Raw genomic sequence first — 22,403 nt, 5'->3', positions numbered from 1 at the left:
AGTCAGTCCGATGCAGGCGGCTCAGAGGATCTTGCGCAGGGAGCCAGGCGCCACAGCGACCGAGACCGGTTTGCTCAGCATTTCGATGAGCACCATGACCCGGCGCTCGCCATCGGCTTCGAGGAAGATGCCTTCGATGCCGGACAAGGCGCCTTCGACCAGCTGCACGCGCTGGCCGGGCGTGAAGGCGCGCTCAACAGGGGCTGCCTCGCTCTGCTGGGCCGCTTGCAGGGCCAGTACCAGTTCATTGCTGATCTTGGCCGGTTCGGTGCCGAAAGTCACCAGCCGGCTCACGCCCTTGGTCGAACGGATGGGCGCCCAGCTCTTGCTGGTGAGGCCCGCACCCAGGCGGATGAACAGATAGCGGGGGAAGAGGGCCTCGCTGCTGAGCGTCAAGGCGCCGCGGCGGACTTTCTCTTTATGCAACAATGGCAGGTAGCACTCGTAACCTTGCTGCTCAAGATTCTGCTGAGCACAGATTTCCTGTCGGGGTTTTGTATGCACCAGATACCATTGCATGGCCTTCTCCAGGACTCGTTATGGACCATCATTGTAAGCGCGCGTTAAGAAGCGGCAAAGCAAGCTGTGGTCAGCAAGATACGCTCGGCCAGAGAGAATCAGGCAAGACTGTCGCGCTTGATCCGCGCTTGACTCGCGTTTGAATATGCATCCGGGCTTGTCCCGATGATGCCCTTAGCCGGCTTGCTGGCTGCGCTCAGCTCAGTAGGTCGGCATGCCGGGATCGACCTGGCCGGCCCAGGCATGCACGCCGCCGCTGAGGTTGATCACCTTGGTAAAGCCCTGGCGCTCCAGGAAGGCCGCCACCTGCATGCTGCGGCCCCCGTGATGGCAGATGCACACCACCGGCTGTTCTTCATCGAGCTCCGAGAAGCGGCCGGGGATGGTGTTCATCGGCACCAGCTGCGAGCCGGCAATGTGGCAGGTCTGGTGTTCCCAGGGCTCGCGCACATCCAGCAACAGCGGGGTGGGACGGTCCGGATCATTGATCCACGCGGCCAGTTCCGTGGCAGAGATGTGCTCCATGGTGCGCTTTCCTGTGCGATCAGAAGGTGAAGTGGGACGGGGTCAGGGCTGCGTGCAGCGGCTTGGCCAGGGTTTCCACCACGTTGACGGTCTCGAAGGCGTGTTCGGAGGTGCGGGTGATCAGTTGCAGTTCCATCACCGGCAGCGAACCGACGATGGCCAGCAGGCGACCGCCGATCTTGAGTTGCTTGCCGAAGGCTTCGGGCAGTACCGGCAGCGAGCCCGAGATGACGATCACGTCATATTCAGCCGCCTTGCCATCGGCGCCCACCCAGCCTTGCGCGCCATTGCCCAGCTGCACATCCACATTGGCCACGCCGTAGTCCGACAGGTTCCGCTCGGCCAGGGCCTTCAGTTCCGGCGAAATCTCGACGGTAGTGACGTGACGCGCCTTGTGCGCCAGCAGCGCCGCCATGTAGCCCGAACCGGCGCCGATTTCCAGCACGTATTCATGCTTCTTGACGTTGGCTTCCTGCAGGATGCGCGCTTCGATCTTCGGCGCCAGCATGTTCTCGCCACCCGGCAGCGGGATTTCGGTGTCGAAGAAGGCCAGGCTGCGATGGGCGGCCGGGACGAATTCTTCGCGCTTGACGACCATCAGCAGGTCCAGCACGTCCTGCGCCAGCACGTTCCAGGGGCGGATCTGCTGTTCGATCATGTTGAAGCGGGCTTGTTCGATATTCATGGCGGTGGGCTCGATCTAATCTAATAGCGACGGAAAGGCAGCATTTTAGCAAACACCGACGAGCTAATCAGCCCATCTGCGCGGGGAACAGGGCTGCCAATGGGCCTGTGTTGCGGGTTTTCCTCGGAGAAAGTGCTCCGGCGGGCGGCGCTCATGCCTTCAGCCCATGGACGCAGAGGTCGATCAGGCTGGCCAGGTAGGCATCGCTGTCGATGGGCGCGATGGCGCAAGGAGCCAGCGACTGATCCCACAGCATCAGCATCATGATTGGCGCGGCGATGACCTTTTTCAGCGCGTGGGCGTCGAGAGGGCGGAATTCCCCACGGGCCATGCCGCGTTCCAGCACCCGCACCAGGGTGGCGTCGCCTCGTGAGGTGATTTCTTCATGGTAGAAGCGCGCCAGCTCGGGGAAGTTGCCCGACTCCGCCAGCATCAGCTTGGCGATGCCCTTGAGCCCAGAGCGGGAGGCGCCTTGCCACCAGCCCAGGATCAGCTCGCGCAGCAGGTCGGCGGTGTGGCCGTCGTGGCTGTCCACGCGCGCTTCGGCCTCGTCCAGCAGCGGCAGCATATGGGCGCGCACGACTGACTTGAAGAGGCTTTCCTTGCTGTCGAAATAGAGATAGAGCGTTCCCTTGGAAACGCCGGCCTGCGCCGCCACGTCTTCCAGGCGGGTGGCGGCATAGCCGCGCTCGACGAATAATTGCAGCGCCGCCGCCAGCAGTTCTTGCGGGCGGTCCTGCTTGCGTCGTTCCCAACGCGGTTCTTTGGCCGATGCAGACATGAGAAACTAGATTACCGGGAGTGGGCAATGTAAGTGCGAAGCGCGCGCGGCGTCAAGGAGATGGATCAGGTCGCCGCCAAAGTCCGGTCAAGAGCCGGCTTTGGTCTACAATGCGCCCGTCCAGACACAACCCGGAGCCGCCATGCAATGCCGCGATCGTTGTGGCGCCTGCTGCATCGCGCCGTCCATCACCAGTCCGATCCCGGGAATGCCGCAGGGCAAGCCGGCCGGCGTGCCCTGCATCCAGCTCGATGAAGAGATGCGTTGCCGGCTGTTCGGACGCCCCGAGCGGCCGGCCTTCTGCGGTGGCCTGCAGCCAGCGGCCGACATGTGCGGCGACAGTCGTAGCGCCGCCCTGATCTGGTTGCAGACGCTGGAGCAGGCCACCGCGCCATAAGCCTTGAGTCAAGGCCGGGCGCGGCGGACGTGCTTACGGAAAGATTTCCTTGAGACGCTCGCTGGGCCGCACCAGCATGGTCCCCTTGGGTGCCACCACGATAGGGCGGTTGATCAGGATGGGATGCGCCAGCATGGCCTCGATCAACTGCCCATCGCTCACGCCGGCAGCGTCCAGCCCCAGTTCCGTGTACAGCGCTTCCTTGGTGCGCACCACCTCCAGCACGGGCACACCCATGTCATGGATGAGCTTTTCCAACGTGGCGCGGTCAGGCGGATTCTTCAGGTATTCGACCACGGTCGGCTCGACGCCGCCGTCCCGCAGGCCTTGCAGGACGTTACGGGAGGTGCCGCATTTGGGGTTGTGGTAGATGGTGATGTTGCTCATGGGGAATCCTGATCTGTGCGCGGTTGACATCCGAATCGTTCACAATCTTGCGAAGCATCCGAAATCGGCCAAAAACCGCATGGTAGCGCGGATTTACCCCCGCAAAACAGGCTTGTCAGAGGGCTTGCGGTAGAATTTCGCCCTATTGCACTGCACCTTTGACGCCGGAGATAGTCAAAATGCCGGTTTTGACCGGCTTGCCAGCAGTCATCTCGCTATTTTTCCTTGTTTATCCTCCTTTATTTCCTTTATTTCCTTCAACCCCCTCACATAAACAGTCACCCAGCCACCGTATGGATACTCTCCTCGCGCTCAAGGCGCTCATCATGGGCATCGTCGAAGGCCTGACCGAATTCCTGCCCATTTCCTCCACCGGCCACCTGATCCTGGCCAACAGCCTGCTGCAATTCACCGGCCCTGATCTCTCCAAGGAAAAGGCCGACGTCTTCGAAATCGTCATCCAGGCCGGCGCCATCCTGGCCGTCTGCTGGGAATACCGCGTGCGCATCGCCACCGTGCTGACCGGCATGTTCACCGACCGCAAGGCCCAGCGCCTGATCGTGAACCTCATCATCGCCTTCCTGCCGGCCGCCATCCTGGGCTTCCTGTTCAGCCGCCGCATCAAGGAAGTGCTGTTCAACCCCGTCTCGGTGGCCATTGCCTTCATCGTCGGCGGTCTCATCATCCTGTGGGTGGAACGCCGCAACAAGGACCGCATGAGCATGGCCTCGGCCCGCGTGGAAACGGTCGATGACATGACCCCGCTGGACGCCCTCAAGGTCGGCATCGCCCAGGCCTTCGCCCTGATCCCCGGCACCAGCCGCTCGGGCGCCACCATCATCGGCGGCATGATGTTCGGCCTGTCGCGCAAGGCGGCCACCGAATTCTCCTTCTTCCTGGCCATCCCCACGCTGTTTGCCGCCACCATCTACTCGCTCTACAAGGAGCGCGCGCTGCTGTCGGCCGCCGATGTGCCGCTCTTTACCGTGGGCACCGTGGCCGCCTTCGTCTCGGCCTTCCTGTGCGTGCGCTGGCTGCTGCGCTACATCAGCTCGCACGACTTCACCATTTTTGCCTGGTATCGCATCATCTTCGGCATCATCGTGCTGGTCACGGCCTACACCGGCGTGGTGGCCTGGGTCGAGTAATCCGGCCGGGTATTCAGCCATTTGTCAGCCTGCGGCAACCCTGCCGCGCTACACTGCAGCACCCCGCCGCCGGCCTCGCTGCCGGCGGCGGTTCCTCAGAACCATCCATCCTCGCCAATCCCATCCAGAGCACATCCCCATGGCCAATGTTTGCAGCGCCGGTCTCGATATCGGCTTCGCCTCCCTCAGTTACGCCCAGATCGGTCTGCTGGGCATCGTCCAGGGCATCACCGAACTGCTGCCCATTTCCTCCACCGCCCACATGCGCATCGTGCCGGCCCTGCTGGGCTGGCATGATCCCGGCTCGGCCTTCTCGGCCGCCATGCAGCTGGCCGCGCTGGCCGCCGTGATCAGCTACTTCCGGCGCGACGTCAGCGCCGTCACTGGCGGTAGTCTGGCCGCCTGGCGCCGGCGCGACTTCAACGATCCCATGTTCCGGCTGGCCGTGGCCATCATCCTGGCCACCATTCCCATCGGCATCGCCGGCCTGTCGCTGTCGCACGTGCTCAACGCCTGCGGCTCGCCGCTGCGCAGCCTCACCGTGATCGGCTGGTCCTGCGTGGGCATGGCCATCCTGCTGGCCATCTCAGAGATGGTCTGCCGCCACCGCCGCAGCGTCGACCAGATGCGCCTGCGCGATGCCCTCATTGTCGGGCTGGCCCAGGTGGGGGCGCTCATTCCGGGCGTCTCGCGCTCGGGTTCCACGCTCACCGCCGCGCTGTTCCTCAACTTCCGCCGCGAAGAGGCGGCCCGCTTTTCCTTCCTGCTGGGTTTGCCCGCCATCGCCCTGGCTGGCCTGAAGGAACTGGCCGTTCTGCTGCATGCGCATATCCCTCTGGAAGCCTGGGGCGTACTGCTGTTCGGCCTGCTGGTGGCGAGCGTGTCGGCCTTTGCCGCGATCTGGGGATTGATGAAATTCCTGGAGCGTTTCTCGACATGGCCCTTCATTGTCTATCGAGCTGTTCTCGGTGCTTTTTTGCTGGTTGCGGTGGCGCAGGGCTGGCTGCAATAAAATAGCGCCTTCGCTGCACACAGCATCAAGGCTCTTCTTCCATGGTCGACTTCGATTCCCTGCCCGCCGGCGCCCCTCCGCAAGAACGCGCTCTGCACGTGCTGGAGACGGTGTTCGGCTATTCCTCCTTCCGTGGCCACCAGGGCGAGATCGTCCAGCACGTCGCCGGCGGCGGCGACGCTCTGGTGCTCATGCCTACCGGCGGCGGCAAGTCGCTGTGCTACCAGGTCCCGGCCCTGCTGCGGCAAGGGACGGGCGTGGTGATCTCGCCGCTGATCGCGCTGATGCAGGATCAGGTCGACGCCCTCGATGAAGTGGGCGTGCGCGCCGCCTTCCTCAACTCCACCCAGAGCTTCGACGAAGCCATGCAGATCGAACGCCGCCTGCGCCAGGGCGACCTCGACCTGCTCTACGTCGCCCCCGAACGCCTGATGACGCCGCGCTGCCTGGAGCTGCTGGAGTCGGCGCGCATTTCGCTCTTCGCCATCGACGAAGCGCACTGCGTCTCGCAATGGGGCCACGATTTCCGCCCCGAATACATCAAGCTGTCGGTGCTGCACGAGCGCTTCCCGCAGGTGCCGCGCATCGCCCTGACCGCAACCGCGGACCAGCAGACCCGCGAAGAGATCATCCATCGCCTGCAGCTGGAAGATGCGCGTCAGTTCGTCTCGTCCTTCGACCGTCCCAACATCCGCTACCAGATCGTCGAAAAGGCCAATGGCCGCAAGCAGCTGCTGGACTTCATCAAGAGCGAACATCCCGAAGACGCCGGCATCGTCTATTGCCTCTCCCGCAAGAAGGTCGAGGAGACCGCCGACTTCCTGCGCAGTGAAGGCATCAACGCCCTGGCCTATCACGCCGGCATGGACTACGCCCAGCGCACCGCCAACCAGGCGCGCTTCCTGCGGGAAGACAAGATCGTGATGGTCGCCACCATCGCCTTCGGCATGGGCATCGACAAGCCCGACGTGCGTTTCGTCTGCCACCTCGACCTGCCCAAGAGCGTCGAAGGCTATTACCAGGAGACCGGCCGCGCCGGTCGTGACGGCCTGCCCGCCAACGCCTGGATGGCCTATGGCCTGCAGGACGTAGTGCAGCAGCGCCGCATGATCGACGAATCCGACGCCGACGAGACCTTCAAGCGCGTCCTCGGCACCAAGCTCAACGCCATGCTGGCCCTGTGCGAAACCCTGCATTGCCGCCGTGTCCATCTGCTGGATTACTTCGGCGAGAAGTCCGCCCCCTGCGGCAATTGCGACACCTGCCTCACCCCGCCGGTCTCCTTCGACGCCACCGTCGAAGTGCAGAAGCTGCTCTCCACCGTCTACCGGGTCGACCAGCGCTTTGCCCCCGGCCATGTGATCGAGGTTCTGCGCGGCATCGACGGCGAGCGCGTCAAGCAGTGGCGGCATGACCAGCTTTCCGTCTTCGGGGTCGGCAGCGATCGCGGCGAAGCCGAATGGCGAGCCATCCTGCGCCAGGTGATCGCGCTGGGCCTGCTTACGGTGGACGCCGACAACTACAGCGCCTTGAAGCTCACCGAAGCCGCCCGCCCGGTCCTGCGCGGCGAGCAGGCCGTACAACTGCGCCGCTACCAGAAGCCCGAGAAGGCCAAGCGCAGTTCGCAGCGTTCCAGCTTCGTCGAGACCGATCTGTCCACCGACGAGCAGGCCTTGTTCGAAAAGCTGCGCTGGTGGCGCGTGGAAACCGCGCGCGCCCACAACGTCCCCGCCTACGTCATCTTCCACGACGCCACCATGCGCGAGATCGCCAAGGCCCGCCCGCAGTCGCTGGACGACCTGCGCCACGTCACCGGCGTGGGCGAGAAGAAGCTGGAGACCTATGGTGCGCAGATCATCGCCCTGATTGCCGAGATGCAGTCCGCGCAGTCCTCGTAGTCCTTGCAGTCCTGATAGGCGCGCCTGACGTTTTCTGCACCATCCTCATTGCATCGCCCATGAAAAAACGGCATGTCCCGCAAGGGGCATGCCGTTTTGACGTGAGGGCGAGAGAGGACCGGCGTCAGGCGCGCTTCTCGAACACCAGGTCCCACACCCCGTGCCCCAGCCGCAGGCCGCGGTTTTCGAACTTGGTGGTATCGCGGTATTCCGGACGCGGCACATAACCGGACGGATCGGTCGCCGTATTCTTCAGCGTCGGCTCGGCCGACAGCACGTCCAGCATCTGGATCGCATATTCTTCCCAGTCGGTGGCGCAGTGGAGATAGCCACCCGGCGCCAGGCGCGAGCTGATCAGCTGCACCAGCGGGCTCTGGATCAGGCGACGCTTGTTATGGCGCGCCTTATGCCACGGATCGGGAAAGAACACATGCACGCCAGCCAGCGCATCGGGCGCGATCATGTTGGTCAGCACTTCCACGGCATCGTGCTGGATGATGCGCACGTTTTCCAGATGGCCTTCGCCGATCAGTTTCAGGTAGCTGCCCACGCCGGGGGTATGCACTTCCACCCCGATGAAATTCTTTTCCGGCATCAGCGCGGAAATCTTGGCGCTGGTCTCCCCCATGCCGAAACCGATCTCGAGGATGGTCGGCGCCTTGCGTCCGAAGGCTGCTTCGAGGTCCAGCGGCGCCTTGTCGTAGGGCAGCAGGAAGCGCGGCCCCAGTTCTTCCAGCGCGCGCCCTTGCGCGACCGACACGCGCCCGGCGCGGGTAACGAAACTACGGATGCGACGCTCGCTGGGATCATAGAACAGCGGCTTGCCGGATTTGTTTTCAGACATGGATGACTCGAGAAACGGTGAGGAGCGGCCTGGAAGCATCTTGCCAGGCAGGGCTGGAAGCGGTCGCAGGCATGCGAGCTGGAGCGGGTGAAGGGGATCGAACCCTCGTCTTAAGCTTGGGAAGCTTCTGCTCTACCATTGAGCTACACCCGCGTTGGGTACGGATTATACCGGGTTACGGGCGGTTATTTCTCACGTTGGAAATTGCCGGGCGCATAACGGGGCAGTTCAGAAATGTATGTCGTCAAGTGGAGAGTTATCTTGTCGGATGAGAGGTCCGCTAACATAAGATCGCAGTCGGACATTATGTCCGATTGTAAAAAAGTTGACTTGCAGGTGTTCGGGAAGTTGATTTTTCGCTTAGAATTTTTGACTAAATTTAATACAAAAATGATAAACAAGAACAATGAAGCCAAAGATCGTCGCACCGATATGGAGTATCTACTGGCATGAGCCATACGTGCGTGCGATTCGCATCCGTCATCAAATTGTCAGCCAGCCTTGCACCTCCCCGCTGTATTTGTCTGTTGTCTGATCCACCAAAGCAAACAATAAATAAAGAAAGAAAACAATGGCCACAACTTTTCGCCCCTTGTTGATCGTCGCATTGCTGGCCGTAGCCCTGACAGGTTGCGCACCGATGGAAGTAAAGGACATCACTGCCGACCGTACCGGCTATCTTGAAAAGAACTTTACGCCCGCGCTTCTTCCGGCAGATGTCGGCAAGACCATTGCTGCAACAAAGATTGCGCCGCGCTTCCGCAAGGCCACGATCGAATACAAGTTCGATTTCGAGACCAATCTGGGCGAGAAAAAAATAACTGAATCGGCAACCATTCAGTACGAAGATCTGGGTAACGGTGTCATCCGCGAGCTAGCCGAATATTTTAATAATGGCATTCCGGTCTCAACCAGCTACGAATTGCGTTACGGTGGCCTAGTACCGTTGCGCTCCCAGCGCGTAATCAACGTGAATCGCTTTGCCAACATGATCATGGAAGTCAAACATTTTAAATCTATTGACAAGAATTTCACCAATCTGCAAGCAGACACCAGATACGAAGCAGACTGGGCCGGCGGTACGTCGGTGCAGATTGTGAATTTTTTTGACAGGAAGCAGACCTGCACCACCGGTAAAGTATATGCGGCCAATACCGTGCATTCGGCATTTGCCGGCAACGCGGTGGATGTCGATTGCGAGATGTCTTTTAACGGAAATCTGGATACCAAACAGCAATTCGTCTTTTTGCAGCAATACGGTTTTGCTGTGGTGCGCGGGTTGATCAGCACTTCCGGCAAAGGAAAGGCATCCATCACGTCGGTCAAGCTGCAGTAAATTTCTCTGACCTCGATGTGGCATCGAGTACCTTCCAACGGCTCGCTTCGATGGCGGGCCGTTGGCGATTCAATTCCCGCATCGGCTTCCTTCAAAATTCCAATAATCTGCTCTTCCGTAAATCTCGATTTCTTCATGACTAGGCCTCCATCAGCACAGTCACAGAGGCGTACTTGATTTCATCTCTAGCCGCGATGACGTAGTTTCTTTTTGGCGGTGTACGTGAATCTTACGAAGTAGCATTCGCAGAATTAGATGGTGGAGATGCAGGGGATGACGAACGGCGAAAGCACTTTGGAAATCGCATCCGCTTCTATTAATTGTTGTGTTTGGCCTTGATCAGCTGATAATAAGTTGATGCGCCAGCTTTCGAGAGCTTTGCCTCCTTGACGAATTCATCGATGAATTCCATGCGTGTGAGGTTTTTATTCTTCTGCATGCGCGGGTAGATTGCCGTGGCGATCTCCATTTTGCGGGCGGTTTTCCCTTCGCATCTACGGCTATCGGCTCGGAGAGAGCCTGAGCTTTCCGCGGGATTGTACTTTTCGAACCAACCGGAGGCGGGGTAGGGCGGGGCGAGATCGGACGACGGATTTCCCCCGGGAGCTATCGAATTTGCTATTCAAATCCTGGGCAAATCCAGTTCCCAGCTCATTTATCCTTCTCCTCAGCCTCCCGCGCTTTCCTCTCCTTGGCATATTTCTCCGACATCTTCCGCCATTGATTCAATTGCCGGAAATAAGTCCTCTTGACGCTAACCTCCGACAGCGGCCGGATGCCACGGACTGGACTGACAGGGGGAACGCGACGCTCGCTCATGATGCCTGGCTCCTGCTGGGGATGGTTGGCTGGTGGACCCTATCTTACTCCCAGGACCCTGCCCAACGCATTCACCGGCTGAACTGAACAACGACACCCCAGTCTATCTCCTCGTCATTTCCCTGGTTCAGCCATCGGAGGCCGTCACCATGTCCCTGCACGAACAATACATCTTCCCGCTCCAGCCCCACCTGCCGCCGCCCGACTGGCCAGCGCTCGACGCGCTGTTGCTGGAAAAGGGCTTTGTCATTTCACCGCGCGGCAGCGATGTACCTGCCTGGGCGCTCAATGAGCTGCGCCACTGGCTGTGCCAGGCATTGGATTGCCAGCTGGTATGGCGGGAGGGAGCGCAGACCACCGGCGACGTGCTGCGTGACTACGTTGGCGCGGGCGCGTTGCCCGAGGGCTTGCCCATCCGCGATGACATGACGATGGCCGAGACGCTGCAACTGCTGGCGCATCACGACATCTGTCCTCTGATCAAGGAAGAGTCGGACCACTGCACCTGGCACAGCCCGGCCTACAAACTCGGACCCGCTGCACTGGCGCTGCTGAGCGAAGAAGGTGCGCAATACTACAAGCAATATCCCGACATGTTCTATCTCATGCTGCTGGCCTACGATGGTCTCGAGCCGTCGGTGCGCGTTGGCGAAAACCTTGAGCCGCCTTGCCTGCCCGGCAGCGATGAACCATTGGAGGCGCTGCCTCCCTTCGATAGTCATGTCGACTTCATCGGGGCAGCGTTCGAGGACCCCAGCGTGCAATGGTATTGCGAACAAACCGGCCAGCGTTATCACCTCTTGGAGCTGGACTGGCAATACAGCCTCGGGTTTGGATTCCGGATGGTTCGGCTGGAAGGGCTGGACCAGGACAGCACCATGCGACTGGCGCAGGCAATCGGCGAGCTGGTCGGCCAGCCCATGGGATGCAGCCACCTGGTTTTGTGAGCAGCTGCGGCGGATCAAGCTTTGGCGCTACACCGGTCACTGAGCAGCGGTTCCGGTCAGCGCCTCGATCTCGACAATATCCACCGCATCAATCTGCCCCTCCTTGAGCAACTCCCCTGCATACACCTCCCACAAGCGGCTGTGCAGGAAATAGCGGAACAATTCCGTATCCAGATGCCGTTCCCGGCACATATTGGCCATTATGCGCAGCGACTCCGAGAGTGTCTTGGCCGGCTTGTAGGGCCGGTCCGCTGCGGTCAGCGCTTCGAATACATCGGCCAGCGCCATCACCCTGTCCTGCAAGGGCAGCTCGCTGGCCTTGAGCCGACGCGGGTAGCCGGTGCCATCCATCTTCTCGTGGTGATTGGCCGCCGTGTCCGGCACGCTCTTGAGCGACTCCGGCCAGGGCAGGCTCTTCAACATCACCAGCGTCTGCACGATGTGATTGTTGATGGCGAAGCGGTCCTCGGGTGTCAGCGTGCCACGGCGGATGCCCAGGTTGTGCAGCTCGCCCATGTTCTGCCGATAACGCGGCAATGTCATGTCGAAGCCCAGGGTATTGCGCGGGTCGCCTCGCTCCACCGCAGGACGGTGCTCTTCATCCCAGGGCACGATGTGGTCGGGACGATCGGCCAGCAAAGGTTCTGTCACCGGCAAGACCGGCGCGGCCTGTCCCTGGCGCGTGGTGGCGAGGCGGCGCGCTTCCTCTGCCGCCAGGCCCAGGCTGTCATCGAAATGGCGATCCCAGGTCTGCGTGGCAATGCGCGCCAGGCGCGCATTGGCTTCCTCGGACATCGCTTCACTGCCCACATTGCACTGGGCCACGAAGGCAAAGTCCTCGCGCAGCCGCGCACGCTGCGCCTCCAACGCCTGCGCCTGCTGCTCCGTTAGCGCCTGCGGCAACTGATGCAGCAGCGCCAGCTCGGCGTCGCGCCATAAGACTTCAAAGCGCATCCGCACTTCATGGATGCGATTGTGGATCACCTCCAGCTTGGTCGCCTTGTCGACGATGTGCTCGGGGCTGGTGACCTTGCCGCAGTCATGTAGCAGGGCGGCCAGCCGGAAGGCATAGCGTTCGTCTTCAGTCAGGCTGAAGCCGGCATACGGGCCTTCGCGCTCCTGCGCCAGTCGCTCCACCAGCATGATCGCCAGATGCGGCACGCGCTCGCAATGGCCGCCGGTGTAGGGACTCTTGGCGTCGATGGCGTCGGCCATCAGGCGGATCAGCGACTCCAGCAGCGCCTTCTGCGAGGCGATCAACTGGCGCGTTTCAATGGCCACGGCCAGCATCCCCGACAACCTGCGGGCAAAGGCCAGGAAACGCGGATCGCCGTGCGCGATGTCGTGCGCATGCACCAGCACCAGCAAGCCCTCCAGCGCACCATTGCGTCCGCGCAGGTCCAGCTCTACCCACAAGCTGCCATCGGGCAGCGCGCGCGTGCTGGTGGAGGGGGTCGACTCGCCGTCATGGCCAAAGGACTCGGCCAGATCATGGCCAGCGCCGTACCAGGCGGCGCGCTGCATCGTGCGGCCCTCGCTCTGCCACAGATAGACCGCACCAGCCTGGCAGCGGGTAGCCTGTACGAATTTCTCCAGCACCTGTTGCAGCATCTGCTCCACATGCGTCTCGGTGCTGAGGATGGCGCTGATGTCGAGGAAGGCTTCCACGGTCAGGCTGACGTTGTCCACCATCTCGGTGAGCATGTTGACCTCGCGCAGCATGCTGGAGGTCTTGCCCTGCTTGCGGAAGTCGAAGCGCGACATGCGCCGGGCGCGCGCGGCCAGCCGCTCCATGCTGCGGCCAATGGCGCGGCCGGCCCACCAGCCCAGCGGCAGGAAGGCGATCACCAGGAACAAGGCGATGAGCACCATGGTCTTGCGATTGCGTTCGAGCTGGCCCAGCAGCTCGCCACCGGGCGCGGCAATGAGCAGATGCAGGGGATGGTCGTCGATGACATTGAAGGGCAGCGACAGCCCCAGCCATTCCTGGCCATCGACGTGATAGAGCGCATTGGTTTCGTTGCGGCGTGCACGCGCGGACAGCCGTGACAGGGTCGGGACGTTGAGCTCGTCCAGCGAGCGGAAGCGGAAGCTGTCGCCGTCCTGTTCCAGCACCCGGCTCATGTCGCTATAGGCGATGACCTTGCCGGCATCGTCCACCAACGCCAGTTCGCTGTGGGGCGTAAGGCGCAGATTGCCCAGGCTGGTGGCAAGATCGTCGAGGGTCATGTCGATGGCCACCACGGCGTCGCTGGCATGGGCGCGCTGCGACAGGCTGATGCCGATCTGGCGGGTGGTGAAGAAGACGTAGGGCGCAGAGATCGAAGGCATCAGTGCGCGGTTGGCGCTGGCGTACCACGGGCGGGTGCGCGGATCGAAGTGATAGTCGGGTTGCTCGCGCAGCGAGAGCAGCCTCAGGTCGTCGTCATAGAAACGATACTGTCCGTGCTCCTGCCCACTGGCGCTGCGGGTGATGCTCTGCACCAGAAAGCGCGCCGCCTCGGGAGCGCTGAAGAAGCTACGCTGCTCGGCCCCGCGCAAGGCACGTACCAGCAGGAAGTCGCCATTGGAATAGCCTACGTAGACGGCCGACACCAGGGGATTGGCCACCATGTCCGCCGAAAACGCCGCGATGCGGGTGAGCCGCGTATCCAGGTCCTTGGTCTCTGTGATGGGATCAAAGGCCAGCTGGCGCAGCGTCGCCACGGCCGGGTCGATGATGCGGCGCGAGCGCTCGGTCATGATGCGCCCGGCGTCCTGGGCCGAACGTTCGGCCATGTCCAGCAAGACCTGGCGCGCACCCCACCAGCCCACCGTCACCAGCACCACGGCCAGCAGGATCATGCCTGCCATTACCAGCGCGGAAATGCCGAACCTGACTGGCAGGCCAGTGCTGCGCAGATCACGGGAAGGGGCGTGCAAGGACGAGCGCGGAGAACGTCTGAAAAGTGGCATGGATACGCAAGGGTAGGTGGGCATGCAGGGAAACCGTGGTTCCGTTTGCCGCCCCAACCTGTGCAAAACAGGACCCGGTCTTTTGCTGCAAGCAATATACCGTATTGATGACCTGGCCGCAGTTACGCCAACGGTGAAAAAAGCGGTTAAGCCCGCCCCGCCTGCGCCCTGGCCCCTGCCAGAGGCGAGATTGGACGAAATGCCACACAAAAGTCACTAATTTTCGTCATCTTGTTTGTGGTGGTGTATAATTCGGTTTGTACTTGCATCAAGTTGTATTCTTGTTGGTTCCAATTCCGCCTGACTGTCGTTCCTTCCTCGGTCGTTCTGTTTTCTTTCCTTCGGTTTCAGTTCTTGGTCTCAAGTGCCCTCCAGGCATGTTGCCTCAACACGTTTCAAAGGAAATAAACATGAGCGGTCAAACCGGCGTAGTCAAGTGGTTCAACGATGCCAAGGGCTTCGGTTTCATCACCCCTGATGCAGGTGGCGCAGACGTCTTCGCCCACTTCCAGGACATCCAGTCCAACGGCTTCCGCAGCCTGTCGGAAAACCAGCGCGTGTCCTTCGACCGCGGCGTGGGTCCGAAGGGCGAGAAGGCGACCAACATCAAGGTCATCGCCTAAGCTACCGAACATCCTCGCTGCCCTTGCCTGGCAGTGTGCTGGAATTCCATACGCTCCAGCACGCAGGCAGGCAGCAACAAGCCTCACCGACCTGTTCCAGACGGTCAGCCGCAGACTGTCATCTTGCAGATAGCAAGGGCCGGTCATTCTGGACAAGGAAGGTGAGGCGAGTCTTGCGTGCGTCGGGATTCTTCCGGCACGCCGGACGCGGCAGGTAGCCGCCAGGCCGCATGTGGCCGTGCAGATAGCGCGGGCATGCAGCAGGGAGTGTGCAAGCCAGCCGCTCACGGGTTTGTCCCGTGTAGCAAATAGTTAATTATGGTTCGTCACCAGTGTCGCTCCCCCCGTCAACACAACGGCGGCAGGACAATAAAACGAACAACTGCATGACGACGGCACCGTCCAGATAGGCCGGGTACGTCAGGCCAGCGGCACTGCGCAGATAGCGTGGGCCTGGGCCAATCCAGTGTAATCAATGAACGGCCCGCCTGATCCAAGGCGGGCTTTTTGCGTTCTGGGGCGCAGCTTGCACAAAGTGCACAAAGCGCCTAGCCATCACCGCTGCGGTCGATGACGTCCGGCCAATGGTCCGGCCAATGGTCCGGCCACACCACTGTGCTATATTTTGTCCTAGGACAAAGTACGGAATGGATGAGGTCATCATGAGCGATTCGCAATTCCCTGAAGACGAGAGCACCGCAATCCGTCATGACATGCACGGTCGCTGGCCGGCAGCAGCGTCGTTGGATGAATTTCGCGCCAACCTGGCGGCAGTGCGCACGCGCATTGCTGCGGCATGCGAACGCGCAGGGCGTCCCGCCGCCAGCGTGCGGCTGCTGCCGGTGAGCAAGACCAAGCCGGAGTCCAGCATCCGTCTCGCCTATGCCGCCGGCTGTCGTCTGCTCGGTGAAAACAAGCCGCAGGAAGCCTGCCACAAATGGGAAGCGACGCAAGACCTGAGCGCACTGCAATGGTCGGTGATCGGCCATCTGCAAACCAACAAGGCCAAGCTGGTCGCCCGCTTCGCCTCCGAGTTCCAGGCGCTGGACAGCCTGCGTGTAGCGGAGGCGCTGGAGCGCCGCCTGCAGCAGGAAGGACGGGGGCTGGATGTCTTCGTCCAGGTCAATACCTCCGGCGAACCGAGCAAGTATGGTCTGGCGCCCGAGGAGGTGGCGCCATTCCTGCGCCAATTGCAGGCCTATCCGGCGCTGCGCCTGCGCGGGCTGATGACGCTGGCCGTGTTTTCGCCCGACCCGGCGCAGGTCAGGCCCTGCTTCAGCCTGTTGCGAAACCTGCGCGAACGCCTGCGGCAGGACGTGCCGGCAGGCGCGCAGCTCGATGAACTTTCCATGGGCATGTCGGGTGACTACGAGGTCGCCATCGAAGAGGGCGCCACCGTGGTACGCGTGGGACAGGCGCTCTTCGGCGCCCGCGCCTTGCCGGATTCCCATTATTGGCCGTCACCCGAACGCTGACGCCGCAGGGTGTTCCAGGGCGATGGCCCGCTGAATCAGCGCTGCATTCAGCGCAGGCTGCGTCGTAGATCGGCAGCGAGCTTGTCGGCGGCGTCAGCCTCCAGCGCCGAAAGGGTGATACGCAAACCGTGCACGCGCTGCTGCACGGAAAAGGCTTCGCCGTGCCGCAACAGCCATCCCAGGCGCGCCATCGACAGGGCAACGGCCTGGTCATCGTCGGGTAGCGCGATCCACAGATTGAGGCCATCACCGCCGGTGGCGCATGGGATACCCTCCTTGTGCAGCGCTCGCTCCAGCCGTTCTCGCCGCGCCGCGTAGTCGGCACGCGCTTGTTGTATCAACCTGGCAGTATCCGGTCTGCCCAAGGCCGACTCGATGCTGTCCTGGAGGAAATGACTGACCCAGCTGCCGCCAGGACTCAGGCGTGTACGCAGCAGTTGCGAGGTGGTGGTGTCGCTTGCCACTGCCGCCACCCGCAGGTCCGGGCCCAGCGCCTTGGAAAACGAGCGCACCAGCGCCCAGCGCGGCGCAGCCGCAGGAATGACGGAGTGATACCGCGCCGTGGAGACCAGGGAAAAGTGATCATCCACGATCACCAGCACATGCGGATGTTTTTCCAGCAGCCGTCGTAGCGCCTGCGCGCGCGCTGCGCTCAGCGCGCAGCCGGTGGGATTGTGCGCGCGCGGTGTCAGGATCACGGCTTGTACGCCCTTGGCCAGCGCTGAGCGCAGTTCGTCCACCCGCATGCCCTCGGCATCGACGCTCACACCGACGGACTCCAGTCCCGAGGACCGGATCAGATTGATGCTGGCAAGAAAGCAGGGGTTCTCCACGGCCACCTTGTCGCCGGGACGAAGATGGGCAACGAGCAGGCGTTCGATCGCATCGACCGCGCCGTGCGCCAGATCGACCTCGAATCCCGCAGGACAATCCGGGCCACACCACTGGGCGATGTAGTTGGCCAGCGCAGGATTGACCGTATCGGCTCCATACAGCCGTGGCTGATACGACCGGCCCCGCCAGAGCGCGGCCAGATCAGGCAGCCAGCGCGGATCGGGATTGCCGTGGGCGAGGTCGATGAGCGCCGTGCCCGGCTGGCTGCCTTCCTGCTCTCCAGGGGCAGGCAAGCTGCGGATGCTCGTTCCCAGCCGGCGCTGCGTGCTGGCGATGCCCGCCGTGGACAGGCGGCGGTAGGCCGCTGCCACGGTATTGCGATTCACGCCAAGCTGCTCGGCCAGCTCGCGCACCGGAGGCAATAGCTGTCCGGGAAGCAGGCGCTGGGTCTGGACCAGGGTGCGCACGCACTCGAAGATTTCTGCTGCGGTCTTGCCGTGGATTTTCATGGAGGCGAAGTTCTCAGGAGATTGGGCGCCGGGATGCTTCCAGCTTATCCAGCCAGCTCGACATGACCGCGTGCGCCGCGCTGCGTAGATCAGCACCGAAACGCTTCGCCTGTTCGCGCAACTGGCGGGGATCGATGCCGGCCTGGCCGAGCTCGCAGGCATGGCCGACCAGCCATTGGTCGATACGCGCAGCATCGGCCTCCAGATGGAATTGCAGCGCCAGGACATGGGCGCCCAGCGAGAATGCCTGATGCGGACACACCGTCGTACTGGCCAGGCAGGTGGCGCCGGGCGGAATATCGAACTGGTCTCCGTGCCAATGCAGTACGGGCTGCCCCTCCAGCGCGGCCAGGGGCGAGAGCCGGCCTTCCGTGCTCAGGTCGAGCGGTGCATAGCCGATCTCCTTGAGCCCCATTGGCGCCACCGCCGCCCCCAGCGCCCGGGCGATCAGCTGCGCCCCCAGGCAGATGCCCAGGATAGGCCGCTGCTGCTGCAGGCGGCGGGTGATGAGGTCGAGCTCCCTGACGAGGAAGGGATGCAGGGCCTCGTCATAGGCGCCGATGGGACCGCCGAGAACGATCAGCAGATCTGCCTGTTCGGCAGCTGCCGTATCCGGTTTCTCGATGGTGGCGTCGATATAGCGCAGCTGGTAGCCGCGTGATGCGAGGAGGGAATCAAGTATGCCGACATCTTCGAAATGGACGTGGCGCAGCGCAATGGCTTCTTTCATGGGATGCTCATCAGCAGAAGGTGGATGGGATGACTTCGGCTGATATTCTAAGACAAAATGGATTATGTCCTAGGTCAAAATCGCAGGCGGAAGAAAGATGTGCCATCAATCAAATTTGATGGCGCACCTGGAAATAGAAGTGGCGCAGTCCCCTTCTTGCATGCTGCTCAGTCGAAACCGCGCACGCGCTCCTTGTCCATGCGCGGCAACTCCCAATGGAAGCGGATGGCCAGCAGGCGTACTGCAAAACCCAGCAGCAGCGAGCTCAGCGTGGCGATACGCGGATCGACCTGCAGATGCAGCACGCCCACATAGGTCGCGCCGGTCAGCAGCGAGACGCTGGCATAGATTTCCCGGCGCAGCACCAGCGGGATTTCATTGCAGAGCACATCGCGCAGGAGGCCGCCAAAGACCCCGGTGACCATGCCCAGCATCACCACGATGGCGGGATGGAAGTCGGCAAAGCCGCGCGCGATATCGCAGCCGATGACGGTGAAGGCCACCAGGCCCAGGGCATCGACCACCAGAAAGGCCGACTTGAAATGATGCAGCGCCCGCGCCGCCACGGCGGCGACGACTGCCGCACAGATGGTGAAGGCAAGGTATTCGGGATGCGCCACCCAGCCCAGCGGATAGTGACCGATCAGGATGTCGCGCACGGTGCCGCCGCCCAATGCCGCGACAGTGCCGATGAGGCAGACGCCAAAGATATCCATGTCCTTGCGGATGCCCATGAGGGCGCCCGAGATGGCTTCGGCGCAGATGGCGATCAGGTAGATGGTGTGCAGCAGCATGGCAGGTCCGGGCAGGCCGGGAGAGTCGGATTGCCGCGATTATTGCATGACTGCCATGCGCGCAAGGAATGCCAGGCATCCCTTGCACAGACTCAGGCGCTGGTGTCGATGATGTTGCCGATCGCCTTCACGCCCGAGGAAACGCTGTCAGCCACCGCGTGCGCCGCAGAGGAGACCGCATCAGCGGTGGCGTCATAGGCATCACCGATTTCGTCGCCGACTTCGGAGACGACGTTCTTGATCGGTTGCACGACGCTGTTGTAGAAACTGCTGTTGCCGGAAGAGACGGATGAGATGCTCATGATGGACCCCTGTGTAATTAACGATGAAACCGGTCGCTCCATCTTGGATGGGCGACCGGATGTTCATCATAAGGAACACAGGTATCAAGCAAAAGGCGCGCACCGCCACAAACGGGTAAAGATTTGCAATTCCCTGTAAAGCGGTGCGGACTGCTTTTGTACGCTCATGTGCAGATCAAGCGTCGTTGACCGTTTCTGCACTATCGCGCCAAGGCCAGCTTGCGAGGTTCCTGGCTGGCAGGCGGCAGGGCCAGGCTGTTATCCGGCGCGACATTCGATGCACGGCTGACCGCGTAACTGATCTTGAACACTGACACGGCCTGGCTCAGCTTGACGGCCTGGTCGCGCAGGTTCTCGGCGGCAGCGGCAGCCTGTTCCACCAGGGCGGCGTTCTGCTGGGTGGTTTCGTCGATGGCGTTGACGGCCTGGTTCAACTGCTCGATGCCACCGCTCTGCTCATTGCTGGCCACCGTGATCTCGGCCATGGTGACAGCCATGTTTTCCACAGCGCCGCCGAGTTCGCCCATGGCCTGCGCGGTTTCGCGCACCAGCTGGTTGCCGCTTTCCACCTTGGCGCGCGAATCGTCGATGAGGCCCTTGATGTCCTTGGCGGCCGCCGCCGAGCGCTGCGCCAGCGTGCGCACTTCGGAGGCGACCACGGCGAAGCCGCGTCCCTGCTCACCGGCCCGGGCCGCTTCGACGGCGGCGTTCAGGGCCAGGATGTTGGTCTGGAAGGAGATGCCATCGATCAGTCCAATGATGTCCACGATCTTGTGCGAGGCGGCGTCGATTTCTTCCATGGTCTTGCCCATGCGCTGTACAGAGTTTCCACCGCGCTGCGCGATGGCCGAGGCCGACTGCGCCTGGCGATCGGCGTTGGCGGCGGAGTCGGCGTTCTGGCGTACGGTGGCGGCGAATTCTTCGACGCTGGAGGCGGTCTCTTCCAGCGCCGAGGCCTGTGCTTCGGTGCGTCCAGAGAGGTCCATGTTGCCGTTGGCGATCTCACCGGTGGAGATGGTCATCGATTCGACGTTGCGGCGCACGTCGCCGATGATGGCGCGCAGGTTGACGTTGAGCTGCTGCAGCGCCTGCAGCAGCAATCCCATGTCGCCGCGTGCGGTGGTATCGATGTGTGAATCGAGGTCACCGCCGGCCAGGCCATGCACGGCCTTGATGGCTCTTTGTAGCGGCGCCACGATACTGGCGTGCAGCATGGCCCATGAGGCCAGCAGCAATAGCGCGCCCGCCGCCGTTCCCAGCCAGACCGCGTAGGGGCTGCCACCGGCGTTCATGACGGCATTGCCCGCCACCGCGCCACCCAGGATGAACATCAGGGTCAGCACGCCCATCGTCCAGCCCAGCCGGCGCGCCACCGGCATCTCGCGCAAGCCCTGCAGCCAGCCCGACAGGCCGGTGCGCACCACGGCCCCGCGATGCACGCGCAGACCGCGCGCCTGGCCTGCGGAAAACTTGCGATAGGCTGCCTCGGCAGCCTGCACCTGTTCGCGCGAGGGGCGCGTGCGCACCGACATGTAACCCACGGCGCGGCCATTCTCGCGCACCGGCGTGACATTGGCCTGGACCCAGTAGTAGTCGCCATTCTTGCAGCGGTTCTTGACCAGGCCGTTCCAGGGCAGGCCTTCCTTGAGCGTGGCCCACATGTCGGCGAAGGCTTCGCGCGGCATCTCCGGATGGCGCACGATGTTCTGCGGCGCGCCGATCAGTTCTTCTTCCTCGAAGCCGCTGATCTCGATGAAGTAGGGATTGACGTAGAGAATGTTGCCCTGGAGATCGGTCTTGGAGACGATGGACTTGCCATCCTCCAGCAGCCGTTCGTTGGTGGTGATTGGTAGATTTTTGCGCATGCAAGCCCCCGTTGCCTGGTCGGGCCGGCGCTACCAGCGCTGACCTTAGCCTTTTTTTGATGAAAGCTGCGCTGCTTCTTTCCCAAGCGTTGCAGCCCCGATTTCAGGGCGGGCGCATGTTGCGCCCGCCTGGAATTCCCCTGGTTGAAAAAGACGTACGTGATTCTCAACGCCCTGCGTTACCGCTGGCCTTGTGGTCGGCCTGTTTTCGGTAATGCGGAAAAACACTCGGTACCGAATCTATACTGCCGGGCGCCGCTTTAATCCGCGAAACAGGCGGGGCAAAGGCGGCATTTCATGTTGCTTGCACATGCGCGGCCAAGGGGACGATGCAGGTTTTTGATGCCGGGAAATATTGTCTGGCGTCAGCATCTGACCAAGGGCCTAACGGCGGCTACTGGCGCGGCTGTACCTGGAACAGCACGCCCTGCGGCACCAGTTCCACCGACAGCAACTGGTCGGCCACCACTTCGCTCATGCGCTGGCCGGGATTGTCCAGCGCCACGGTGGTCAGACGGGTGATCAACGGCAACAGTTTTTCCTGACCGGCGTCGACGAAGCTGCGCGCGGCGCTGGCGGCGCAGACCAGGAATTCCTCGCGCGCCCCCGGGGTCTTGTTGGTCAGCATGACGCCGACGTTGCGTAACTGACCACTCTTGTTGAGGGTGCCGATGATGGTGGTCTGGGAAGGGCCGACCTTGGTATCGAGCACGTATTCATACTGGCCAGGATGCAGCCGGCTGGCGTCTAGCATGTAGAGATGGGCCATATGCTCGGGGTCATCGACCTGCATTTCGGTGAGCACATCGCGCAGGCGGTTGTTGAAGCGCCCTGCGAACTCCTTGGGTGTCACGCCCAGGGTGTTCTGCGCCGCTTCGTGCGCGGCCAGTTGCTGGTCGATGCTGCGGTCGCAGCCGCTGAGCAGCAGCGCCGAGGGCAGGCCCAGCAAGGCCGCCAGCAGCAGGGTCGGCACGGGCCGGCGCAACGGGAAAGGCAAGGGTCTCGGAGTCGGCATGGT

The 22,403-nt window shown here is 62.2% G+C and carries 23 protein-coding genes and 1 tRNA gene; 8 read left to right on the top strand and 16 right to left on the bottom strand.

All coding sequences use genetic code 11. From position 1 onward, the window contains the following. Nucleotides 1–21: 21 nt before the first annotated feature. The 4 genes from rfaH to BGK68_RS03030 all read right to left on the bottom strand — a co-directional run bounded on the left by rfaH (nucleotide 22) and on the right by BGK68_RS03030 (nucleotide 2,510). Entirely contained in the window at nucleotides 22–519 is a 498-nt protein-coding gene (rfaH, locus tag BGK68_RS03045; RefSeq protein ID WP_075255878.1) for a transcription/translation regulatory transformer protein RfaH, read from the bottom strand. 201 nt (nucleotides 520–720) lie between these two features. Then, nucleotides 721–1,044, bottom strand: a complete 324-nt coding sequence (locus BGK68_RS03040; RefSeq protein ID WP_075255877.1) for a rhodanese-like domain-containing protein — start codon at nucleotides 1,042–1,044, stop codon at nucleotides 721–723. 19 nt (nucleotides 1,045–1,063) lie between these two features. Next, nucleotides 1,064–1,729: a protein-L-isoaspartate O-methyltransferase family protein gene (locus BGK68_RS03035; protein ID WP_013232526.1), complete on the bottom strand. Its 666-nt coding sequence runs from the start codon at nucleotides 1,727–1,729 to the stop codon at nucleotides 1,064–1,066. Between the two features lie 151 nt (nucleotides 1,730–1,880). Next, nucleotides 1,881–2,510, bottom strand: coding sequence for a TetR/AcrR family transcriptional regulator (locus BGK68_RS03030; RefSeq protein ID WP_069372939.1), 630 nt, complete (start codon nucleotides 2,508–2,510; stop codon nucleotides 1,881–1,883). Nucleotides 2,511–2,652: 142 nt separating this feature from the next. Between BGK68_RS03030 and BGK68_RS03025 the strand changes: the two genes are divergently transcribed. Further along, nucleotides 2,653–2,907: a YkgJ family cysteine cluster protein gene (locus BGK68_RS03025; RefSeq protein WP_075255876.1), complete on the top strand. Its 255-nt coding sequence runs from the start codon at nucleotides 2,653–2,655 to the stop codon at nucleotides 2,905–2,907. 33 nt (nucleotides 2,908–2,940) lie between these two features. Here BGK68_RS03025 and arsC read toward each other — a convergent pair whose 3' ends face one another. Further along, complete coding sequence (gene arsC, locus BGK68_RS03020; RefSeq protein ID WP_075255875.1) at nucleotides 2,941–3,294, bottom strand: arsenate reductase (glutaredoxin); 354 nt, start codon at nucleotides 3,292–3,294, stop codon at nucleotides 2,941–2,943. Nucleotides 3,295–3,587: 293 nt separating this feature from the next. Here arsC and BGK68_RS03015 point away from each other — a divergent pair, with 293 nt between their 5' ends. From BGK68_RS03015 to recQ, 3 genes are all read left to right on the top strand, one after another. Beyond that, nucleotides 3,588–4,442: an undecaprenyl-diphosphate phosphatase gene (locus BGK68_RS03015; RefSeq protein WP_075255874.1), complete on the top strand. Its 855-nt coding sequence runs from the start codon at nucleotides 3,588–3,590 to the stop codon at nucleotides 4,440–4,442. A gap of 139 nt (nucleotides 4,443–4,581) precedes the next feature. Further along, nucleotides 4,582–5,454, top strand: a complete 873-nt coding sequence (locus BGK68_RS03010; protein WP_013232531.1) for an undecaprenyl-diphosphate phosphatase — start codon at nucleotides 4,582–4,584, stop codon at nucleotides 5,452–5,454. Nucleotides 5,455–5,495: 41 nt separating this feature from the next. Next, nucleotides 5,496–7,352, top strand: a complete 1,857-nt coding sequence (recQ, locus tag BGK68_RS03005; RefSeq protein ID WP_075255873.1) for a DNA helicase RecQ — start codon at nucleotides 5,496–5,498, stop codon at nucleotides 7,350–7,352. Nucleotides 7,353–7,476: 124 nt separating this feature from the next. On the opposite strand, the gene trmB is transcribed toward recQ, so the two are convergent. Then, nucleotides 7,477–8,196, bottom strand: a complete 720-nt coding sequence (gene trmB, locus BGK68_RS03000; protein WP_075255872.1) for a tRNA (guanosine(46)-N7)-methyltransferase TrmB — start codon at nucleotides 8,194–8,196, stop codon at nucleotides 7,477–7,479. Between the two features lie 79 nt (nucleotides 8,197–8,275). Next, nucleotides 8,276–8,349: transfer RNA gene (locus BGK68_RS02995), tRNA-Gly, on the bottom strand. Nucleotides 8,350–8,767: 418 nt separating this feature from the next. On the opposite strand from BGK68_RS02995, the gene BGK68_RS27775 reads away from it, so the two are divergent. Continuing rightward, nucleotides 8,768–9,532 carry a hypothetical protein gene (locus BGK68_RS27775; protein ID WP_075255870.1) on the top strand — a complete coding sequence of 255 codons (765 nt, stop codon included), beginning with the start codon at nucleotides 8,768–8,770 and terminating at the stop codon, nucleotides 9,530–9,532. Between the two features lie 316 nt (nucleotides 9,533–9,848). Here the strand turns inward: BGK68_RS27775 and BGK68_RS27975 are convergent, their stop codons facing one another. Next, a complete protein-coding gene (locus BGK68_RS27975; RefSeq protein ID WP_197516742.1) occupies nucleotides 9,849–10,001 on the bottom strand; it encodes a hypothetical protein in 153 nt (50 codons plus the stop codon). A gap of 182 nt (nucleotides 10,002–10,183) precedes the next feature. Then, a complete protein-coding gene (locus tag BGK68_RS27970) occupies nucleotides 10,184–10,351 on the bottom strand; it encodes a hypothetical protein (protein WP_198937156.1) in 168 nt (55 codons plus the stop codon). 149 nt (nucleotides 10,352–10,500) lie between these two features. On the opposite strand from BGK68_RS27970, the gene BGK68_RS02980 reads away from it, so the two are divergent. Beyond that, entirely contained in the window at nucleotides 10,501–11,298 is a 798-nt protein-coding gene (locus tag BGK68_RS02980) for a hypothetical protein (RefSeq protein ID WP_075255869.1), read from the top strand. 36 nt (nucleotides 11,299–11,334) lie between these two features. On the opposite strand, the gene BGK68_RS02975 is transcribed toward BGK68_RS02980, so the two are convergent. Next, on the bottom strand, nucleotides 11,335–14,253 hold the full coding sequence (locus BGK68_RS02975; protein WP_083657715.1) for an HD domain-containing phosphohydrolase: 2,919 nt from the start codon (nucleotides 14,251–14,253) through the stop codon (nucleotides 11,335–11,337). Between the two features lie 410 nt (nucleotides 14,254–14,663). Here BGK68_RS02975 and BGK68_RS02970 point away from each other — a divergent pair, with 410 nt between their 5' ends. Both BGK68_RS02970 and BGK68_RS02965 read left to right on the top strand, forming a co-directional pair. Further along, nucleotides 14,664–14,876, top strand: coding sequence for a cold-shock protein (locus BGK68_RS02970; RefSeq protein ID WP_075255867.1), 213 nt, complete (start codon nucleotides 14,664–14,666; stop codon nucleotides 14,874–14,876). A gap of 662 nt (nucleotides 14,877–15,538) precedes the next feature. Then, nucleotides 15,539–16,351 carry a YggS family pyridoxal phosphate-dependent enzyme gene (locus BGK68_RS02965; RefSeq protein WP_075259657.1) on the top strand — a complete coding sequence of 271 codons (813 nt, stop codon included), beginning with the start codon at nucleotides 15,539–15,541 and terminating at the stop codon, nucleotides 16,349–16,351. 47 nt (nucleotides 16,352–16,398) lie between these two features. Here the strand turns inward: BGK68_RS02965 and ptsJ are convergent, their stop codons facing one another. The 6 genes from ptsJ to BGK68_RS02935 form a co-directional block, all read right to left on the bottom strand. After that, nucleotides 16,399–17,694, bottom strand: a complete 1,296-nt coding sequence (gene ptsJ, locus BGK68_RS02960) for a MocR-like B6 salvage transcription factor PtsJ (RefSeq protein ID WP_075255866.1) — start codon at nucleotides 17,692–17,694, stop codon at nucleotides 16,399–16,401. A gap of 13 nt (nucleotides 17,695–17,707) precedes the next feature. Then, a complete protein-coding gene (locus tag BGK68_RS02955) occupies nucleotides 17,708–18,424 on the bottom strand; it encodes a glutamine amidotransferase (RefSeq protein WP_075255865.1) in 717 nt (238 codons plus the stop codon). Nucleotides 18,425–18,591: 167 nt separating this feature from the next. Continuing rightward, entirely contained in the window at nucleotides 18,592–19,218 is a 627-nt protein-coding gene (locus BGK68_RS02950; RefSeq protein ID WP_075255864.1) for a trimeric intracellular cation channel family protein, read from the bottom strand. A gap of 92 nt (nucleotides 19,219–19,310) precedes the next feature. Beyond that, nucleotides 19,311–19,520, bottom strand: a complete 210-nt coding sequence (locus BGK68_RS02945; protein WP_075255863.1) for a protamine P1 domain containing protein — start codon at nucleotides 19,518–19,520, stop codon at nucleotides 19,311–19,313. 200 nt (nucleotides 19,521–19,720) lie between these two features. Beyond that, the gene (locus BGK68_RS02940) at nucleotides 19,721–21,385 is read right to left on the bottom strand and encodes a methyl-accepting chemotaxis protein (protein WP_075255862.1); all 1,665 of its coding nucleotides are present in this window, start codon (nucleotides 21,383–21,385) and stop codon (nucleotides 19,721–19,723) included. A 394-nt stretch (nucleotides 21,386–21,779) separates the two neighbouring features. Then, on the bottom strand, nucleotides 21,780–22,400 hold the full coding sequence (locus BGK68_RS02935) for an attG domain containing protein (RefSeq protein WP_083657714.1): 621 nt from the start codon (nucleotides 22,398–22,400) through the stop codon (nucleotides 21,780–21,782). Nucleotides 22,401–22,403 lie beyond the last annotated feature (3 nt).

Origin of the sequence: Herbaspirillum camelliae, from assembly GCF_001929405.1 — a bacterium.
GTDB classification, from domain to species: domain Bacteria; phylum Pseudomonadota; class Gammaproteobacteria; order Burkholderiales; family Burkholderiaceae_D; genus Herbaspirillum; species Herbaspirillum seropedicae.
The sequence above is the reverse complement of the archived record's forward strand: the minus strand, read 5'-3'. Positions and strand labels throughout refer to the sequence as shown.